Consider the following 5575-nt stretch of genomic DNA (forward strand, 5'->3'; position numbering starts at 1 on the left):
AATTTTGAACACCGTGTAGACGGTGGGGTATTAAACCCACAAAGAAAATGATAATAATTCTGCACCTTATCTTAGCTATTCCTGTTAAAAGCGATCAAATTACCTGCAAAAAAACTTACGGCCAGCAAGAAGTAGATTAAAAAAAATGAAAACAATTCAGAACAAAGTTTACAAAAAAATATAACAAAAATCTAATTTATGTAGGCGAAGCTGGATTTTACAAACAAGAAAATTATCCTTATGGTTATAGAATTATACCAGTTTTATCAAATATTGCTACAGTAGTTTGCTCTGTTGGTAGAAATCTAGAGATTAATACTGTAAATACCTTTTTTAAATTTGGTATTAGGAGTAAAGATCCTACGATTTTAAATTTGGCAAAATATACTGTAAAGAGTCATTGTAATTATTGCTTTACAGGGCTTTTCGTTTGAGTAAACCACAAAATATTTTGGGTAGGGGAAACCTTATGATCGGCGATCTATGGAAGTCGGACTAGTTTATCCATTTGAAAATTGCTTTAAGGTCAAAAAAATTATTTTCCCCTCTAAATTGAGTGAAGGGTCATATCATCAAGATTTACTTGAAGCTTGGCTGAAAGATTCTTTGATTTATCAGTTAGAATGAGGAGACATTATAGTAATTTATTATACCAGTTTTCACAAAAAAGATGTTAGCCAAGAGTAACGAGAAAGAATCTTGAACGTGATTTTCACCCCTTTCAGAGAAGCTCTAGAATACTTGTATTTTTAAAGCAAAGAGTCTCAAATAGTATTATTATAAATGTAGAAAATAGTCGATAAAAATTCCCCGAGTCATCTAAATATCAGCAGAGCTAAAAACCTTAACTCTCATCTTCCACCCAAATTTTGATAGATTCATTCAGCATAAGAGTTAACATATTGAAAGTATATCATTACACTAAAGATTAAGCCATTTTATGATGGCAAAAATTTGACTAATAAGTAAAATCTCCTCGATGGACTTACTCAAGAAATTCTGCGATAAAACTCATGTCGGTTAAACAAAATCAATTCACAGTTCAATTTTGGGGCGTAAGAGGTAGTATTGCTTCTCCCGGAGCAGAAACAGTAAGATATGGGGGTAATACTCCTTGTGTAGAAATGCGAGTTGGTGGACATCGCCTGATTTTTGACGGTGGAACTGGCCTACGAGTTTTGGGTCAATCCCTGATGTCTCAAATGCCCGTAAAAGCCCATATGTTCTTTACCCATACCCACTGGGATCATATTCAAGGCTTTCCTTTTTTTGTACCTGCTTTTGTTAAAAATAATTGTTTCTATATATATGGAGCAGTTGCTCCAAATGGAGCTACTATTCAACAGAGGCTGAATGACCAGATGCTCAACCCTAATTTTCCTGTACCTTTGCAAGTTATGGGGGCTGAACTTAAGTTTTTCGATTTGGAAATAAGTCAGCCAATTAAAATTGGTGATATAGTTATTGAAAATGCTTTACTCAACCACCCTGGAGAAGCAGTAGGATATCGTGTCAACTGGCAAGGATACACTGCAGCTTATGTTACTGACACAGAACATTTTCCCGATCGCTTTGATGAAAATGTTTTATTTTTGGCTCGTCAAGCAGATGTATTAATCTACGACGCTACTTATACAGATGAAGAATATTATTCGGACAAGTCTAGTAAAATAGGTTGGGGACATTCAACTTGGCAGGAGGCTGTAAAAATTGCTACAGTGGCTCAAGTTAAAAAATTAGTGATTTTTCACCATGACCCTATACATAATGATGATTTCTTAGATAAAGTAGGAGAGCAAGTAGCAGAAAAATTTCCTAATAGTTTGATGGCAAGAGAAGGTCTTTCAATTCAATTAATTCCTCCAAGCAATAGTGAAGACAATAATTCAGCAGTCAAACACTCCAAAAAAATCTAAAGTTTCAGCTTAATATTAATTTTGTTAGTAAGCTGACAAAAAATATAGATGAACAAAGATTAAATGTAGTAGAAAATGATTCAATCAACAAAAATATAAGGTGTGTGGGTAACTTCTTCTTTAGCTACAGTACTAACTCCAACTACCGTTGCCTTGGGAAACTTTGATGGTTTACATCGAGGACATAGGCAAGTAGTTCAACCAACTTTAAAATTAGATACTAGAAAAAATTCACTCTATGTTTATCCATCACAAACAGATACAGAAGTAGACAAAAACACAAAACTTCAATTATTAAATTCATCATGGTATTACCAAAGTGAATTGGACAAAAATGATGATTGTCAAGAGCCAAAAATTTATTCAACTGTTGTAACTTTTAATCCTCATCCCCAAGAGTTTTTTAGTGGAAAACCAAAAAAATTGTTAGCTCCACTAGATGAAAAATTAGCTCTTTTTCAACAGATGGGAGTAGAACAAGTGGTATTACTGCAATTTGACCAAGAATTGGCCAATTTAACTCCTACTCAATTTGTAGAAAAAATTCTGGTAAAACACTTAAAAGCAAGTCAAGTAAGTGTCGGATGGGACTTCCGCTTTGGTAGAAACAGGGTAGGAAAAGCAACAGATTTACAGACTATTGCAGCTAACTATAATATAGAAGTTACGATTGTACCTCTATACACTTGTGAAAATGGAGAACGTATTAGCAGTTCTATAATTCGTCAAGCTCTTGAGCAAGGAGACCTGAAAAAATCCAATCGTTTATTAGGTCGTCCCTACAGTTTAGCAGGTCAGGTGGTGGAAGGACAAAAATTAGGTAGAACTTTAGGATTTCCTACAGCTAATCTACAGCTACCGCCACAAAAATTTTTGCCTCGTTTTGGAGTTTATGCTGTGGAGGCCTATATCTTTGGACAGAAGCAACTTCAGGAAAATTCTTCTGGCGATTGTCCACACTTAGGAGTAATGAATATTGGCTGTCGCCCCACATTAAATGGTCTACACCCGACTACAGAAATTCACTTGTTAAATTGGTCTGGAGATTTATATGGTCAGACTATAATGGTAAATTTGATTGAGTTTTTAAGACCTGAACAAAAGTTTGCTTCTTTAGATTTACTAAAAGCAAAAATTCAAGAAGACTGTGCAATTGCTAGAAGTATACTCGTAAGTAACACTAAATAAATTTAATATAAAATAATCTTGTTGTTTCAATGGAAAATAGTTTAGTGATGGGTAAATGTCGTATCACTCTAATTGATCATTGCTTTTAAATTAATTATTGGTCGAATGTATCAAAAATAAATTATGCAAAGCTAAAAAAAATATAGCATTCCTGTTTAACTTGTAAAATTTGATGAATAATTTAGCCTAGACATTTTATCAAATTTCTATTTAGCTAAAATTTAAAAAGTTTTACTGGTAGTTTTAAGTTGGACTAAAGTTGTAATCTGTATAATTTTTAGCCAAAACTGTCTATGATATAATCTAGTTCGAGAATAGGTATAGGTTACAGTTTTTGCTTTCAGTGGTGAGCTTTTTTGTGATGTTTCATCTGGCATTACTGGCCTTCCGAAATCTCTCTAGATGGCATTTAATTTTGGAGGTCAAATATGTCGGTTTACGTTGGAAACCTTTCGTACGATGCAACAGATGAAGATATCAGAGATGTCTTCAAGGAGTATGGTAGCGTTAAGCGAGTTCAAGTTCCTTCAGACCGTGAAACTGGTCGCCCCAGGGGCTTTGCTTTTGTAGAAATGGAGACAGAAGATGAAGAGACAGCAGCCATTGAAGCACTTGATGGTGCTGAATGGATGGGACGTACTCTCAAGGTCAATAAAGCAAGGCCACGAGAAGGTCGAGGGTCATCTGGTGGTGGAAGAAGAGGCGGAGGAAACAAATTCTCTAGTGAATACTAAACTCTCATAGTTAAATTAGATTCAATTCAAGGGATGGGAATTAATCCTGTTCCTTTTATCTTCTAGTATTAATCACAATTTGATTGATAATTTTTCTGATGTAAATAGCGCGATCAAGCTAATATTTTAAGTATTAAACTTCAAGAAATTGTTAAAATAAAATTTTTGGCCTTAATTTTGATGATGTTTCTCTTTGGTGTTTATTGTGCCAGACTTTTTGCATAAGTCTGTTAATTTTTTCAATTGATGAAAGAGTTTTAATTTAGTAGTTAGAAGCCAGGATATTTTGGACTTTCAGCCAATATTTATAGATAGCAAATCATAATTTTATGAAAGAAAGTATTGAAAAGCTGAAACAAAATCTTAGTCAGACTATTCTTGGTAAAGAAGATGCCATTAACTTAGTATTAGTAGCACTTCTTTCGGAAGGTCATGTTCTTTTAGAAGATGTTCCCGGTGTGGGTAAGACCTTATTAGCTAAATCTCTAGCTTATTCGATCGCTGGAAAGTTTCAGCGAATTCAATGTACTCCTGATTTACTACCTACCGATATTACTGGTACTAATATTTGGAACCCTAGCAGTGGAAAATTTGAATTTCTACCAGGTCCGGTGTTTGCCAATGTGCTATTGACAGATGAAATTAATCGTGCTACCCCGCGTACTCAGTCTGCTCTATTAGAAGTAATGGAGGAAAAACAGGTTACTATAGATGGGGTTTCGCGTTCTGTTCCTAAGCCATTTTTTGTCATTGCAACTCAGAACCCTATTGAATATCAGGGGACATTTCCACTGCCGGAAGCACAAATGGATCGTTTTAGTTTATCTCTGACATTAGGCTATCCTACAGAATCTGAAGAGTTACAGATGCTACAAAGAATTTCTGAGGGAGTAGGATTAAGTACACTAAAAGCTTGTATTACTTTAGAGGAAGTCGAAGAGTTGCGTCGTTTGTGTAGTCTAGTGAAAGTAGATGAGTCTTTACAAAAATATATTCTCCGATTAGTAAGAGCAACGCGGGAAGATGAAGAAGTTACACTGGGTGTTAGTCCTCGTGGAACAGTTGCTTTGCATCGAGCAGCTCAAGCTTTAGGGTTTCTTGCTGGAAGAGATTACGCTATTCCTGATGATGTGAAATTTCTTTCTCCCTATGTCCTTTCCCATCGTTTGATACCAGCAGGAGGAAGACGTGCTCAAACAATTGTGGAAAGATTACTGACTTCTGTAATGGTTTCCTAAGTTTGAGTTTTTGATTGTTAGAAGTGCGGTTAGCTATTTGATAGTTAACTAGGTTTGCTCAAATTAATGAGAAATACAGGTAATACTAAATCCGGTTTATAGAGTCTGATGATTGTGCAGATGGGGAGGTAGGGTGTAGGGGAGATGGGGAGAGAATTTAATCTTACATCAGAGTTGTCGCTAAATAGAGGGAAAAAATCGCTCCAACCTAGACAGAGCAATAATTCTAAGCATTTTTAATTCCTAATATCTAGAATCCTTACAGAACAAGGTTTTTGGGGATTTTTTAAGTTATAAACCGACTAGTCTATCCTATAAAGTATTTTTGATCACCGGATTTGTTATAAGTAGGTAGGCGTTAACATTTATTGTTAGATAAAGGCAGTAGGCAGAATAAAAGAGGTTTCTGAGCTACTTTACTTTTTGTGACATACTTTGTTTTTTGGCTTTGGTGGGTGGAGAATGCTGTAAAATCTAAAGTGTCACAAGGAAAGCTCAA

5 protein-coding genes are annotated in these 5575 nt (G+C 35.1%); all 5 read left to right on the forward strand.

The window, feature by feature from the left end; genetic code table 11:
* The first annotated feature begins 483 nt into the window (after window positions 1-483).
* The 5 genes from D5R40_RS38285 to D5R40_RS29940 all read left to right on the forward strand — a co-directional run bounded on the left by D5R40_RS38285 (window position 484) and on the right by D5R40_RS29940 (window position 5076).
* On the forward strand, window positions 484-627 hold the full coding sequence (locus D5R40_RS38285) for a hypothetical protein (protein WP_161564549.1): 144 nt from the start codon (window positions 484-486) through the stop codon (window positions 625-627).
* A 386-nt stretch (window positions 628-1013) separates the two neighbouring features.
* Window positions 1014-1916 (forward strand): MBL fold metallo-hydrolase, encoded by a 903-nt coding sequence (locus D5R40_RS29925; protein ID WP_124155646.1) that lies wholly within the window; start codon window positions 1014-1016, stop codon window positions 1914-1916.
* Between the two features lie 102 nt (window positions 1917-2018).
* On the forward strand, window positions 2019-3104 hold the full coding sequence (locus D5R40_RS29930) for a bifunctional riboflavin kinase/FAD synthetase (protein ID WP_124145239.1): 1086 nt from the start codon (window positions 2019-2021) through the stop codon (window positions 3102-3104).
* Between the two features lie 428 nt (window positions 3105-3532).
* Window positions 3533-3838, forward strand: coding sequence for an RNA-binding regulator (rbp, locus tag D5R40_RS29935; protein WP_124155647.1), 306 nt, complete (start codon window positions 3533-3535; stop codon window positions 3836-3838).
* A 329-nt stretch (window positions 3839-4167) separates the two neighbouring features.
* Window positions 4168-5076 (forward strand): AAA family ATPase, encoded by a 909-nt coding sequence (locus D5R40_RS29940; RefSeq protein ID WP_124145237.1) that lies wholly within the window; start codon window positions 4168-4170, stop codon window positions 5074-5076.
* The last annotated feature ends 499 nt before the right edge of the window (window positions 5077-5575 follow it).

The sequence above is a fragment of the Okeania hirsuta genome (assembly GCF_003838195.1).
GTDB lineage: Bacteria > Cyanobacteriota > Cyanobacteriia > Cyanobacteriales > Microcoleaceae > Okeania > Okeania hirsuta.

Bases quoted from the DNA above. Each gene is read 5' to 3' on its own strand.
- D5R40_RS38285 (WP_161564549.1), top strand. From the start codon at position 484: ATGGAAGTCGGACTAGTTTATCCATTTGAAAATTGCTTTAAGGTCAAA.
- D5R40_RS29940 (WP_124145237.1), top strand. From the start codon at position 4,168: ATGAAAGAAAGTATTGAAAAGCTGAAACAAAATCTTAGTCAGACTATT.
- rbp (WP_124155647.1), top strand. From the start codon at position 3,533: ATGTCGGTTTACGTTGGAAACCTTTCGTACGATGCAACAGATGAAGAT.
- D5R40_RS29925 (WP_124155646.1), top strand. From the start codon at position 1,014: ATGTCGGTTAAACAAAATCAATTCACAGTTCAATTTTGGGGCGTAAGA.